A 1,660-nucleotide genomic window follows, 5' to 3' on the forward strand; every position below is an offset into this window, starting at 1 on the left:
CAACCATCAGAATCATCGGGTCAGCAAGCCTCTGAAGCCACCAGTCACTTTACAGACGCTTGCATTCGTCTCCTTTATTCTGACTCTGGAGACGACAAAGGATACCCTCAAAAACAGCAGCATACTTTCGGTTTAAATTGTTTTGCCCATCCCTGTCATGGCGTTTGTAGTTTTCGGCAATCATCCGATATCAGAGAGACCTCTGAATGGCCTGAAAATTTCGTAGAAAGTTCGACAGCCCAAATAGGAGTATCAGCCGGACAAAGCTCATGCCCTCATTTAGCCAATGGATACTGCCTTAGTTGCATAGGCCACTTTGATCCTGTATTCGCCACACATTTCCAACACTCAATGAGTGCACAGGCTGCCTATGCAACTGACCCTGCCGGGTCAATAAATCATGGGTTGCCAATGCCCATAAACCGGACTTCCACCACTCATGATTTTGTGGCCATTAATGAGCCTCTTTATCCTCCTGACCCTCTCGAAGAAATCGGAATGTCATCTCACAAAAGCAAATACCACAGCGGACAACAAACCTGTGACGCAACAGTCATCGGGGAGGAAGGCCAGGAGCGATCATGTGGAAAGATCTGCAAGAACAGACAAGCCTTGTCGGTTCACAAAACCAGAGCGCATACCGGTCAGAAAGCCTGTGATGTAGCATTGGTCGGAGAGGATGGCCAGCCACGACTGTGTGGGGTTGTCTGCAAGAATCTTCAAGCCCTGAAAGATCATAAAAGCAAAATCCACAGTGGGCAAAAAACCTGTAGTGCGATAGTGGTCGGGGAGGACGGACAGCCGCGGCCGTGTGGGACGGTCTGCAAAAATATTCAAGTCCTGTCGTATCATAGAAGAAGAGACCACAGCGGGCAACAAACCTGCGCCGTGGTTTTGGTTGGGAGGGATTGCCAGCAGCGGCTATGCGGAAAGATATGCAGGAGTGCTCGAGCCCTGTCGGACCACAAAAGAGTTCATCGAAAACGTAAACCTGTTGGTGTGGACGAAAACCTCACCCCTTGATCTGACAGCCTACCTTTCATGATATTTGCCCGGTGCAACCTTGGTCTTTTAAAACAAGGTCTTTGAAAGAAATTACGCTTGTTTTCTTGATCTATCCTTCTTTTCTGGAACCCGAAACGCAAGGATAGAACGATTAAGCATTCACTCTTTGTGGCGCTGTTGTCGCTACTACTAATGTTTTTTGTCATTTGTCAGGCTCAACCGTTGACAAGGGGTTTTGTTGTCGAGTTTGAACAAAAAGCAGTTTCTCCAACGCTGAGCTTTTCTATAAACCCTGACTGGCATACATTGCCGGGTAATGCGCCAGACATTTACGATAACAATGGCCATAAATTAAGAGTTTCGCTGACTGATGAAAAACGACAAAGACACAATAACGTAGTAAAACACCCCATTTTTGAATCTATTTCGTGGCAATGGCTTTATACTACTCATCTGTTGGTTAGTAACGAACTGATCCTGAGAAACAAAGACGTCTCTCTTAACTCCACCCCTTATACATGGCTAATTTTAGAAGCGGTTGTCGCTATCGGTTGGCTTTTAAGAAACTATTGGCCCCCCGATTCACCACTGTTTTGCCCGATTGAACAACAAGAGGCAACGTCTATGCTGACACAGAGGGATCACCCATTTGCGA

2 protein-coding genes are annotated in these 1,660 nt (G+C 46.7%); both read left to right on the plus strand.

The genetic code is table 11. From position 1 onward, the window contains the following. A partial coding sequence (locus KDK16_RS09075) for a hypothetical protein (protein WP_257275705.1) occupies positions 1-1,023 on the plus strand: 1,023 nt, incomplete at its 5' end. Between the two features lie 204 nt (positions 1,024-1,227). Beyond that, a partial coding sequence (locus KDK16_RS09080; protein ID WP_257275706.1) for a hypothetical protein occupies positions 1,228-1,660 on the plus strand: 433 nt, incomplete at its 3' end.

The organism is Endozoicomonas sp. SESOKO4, assembly GCF_024606275.1.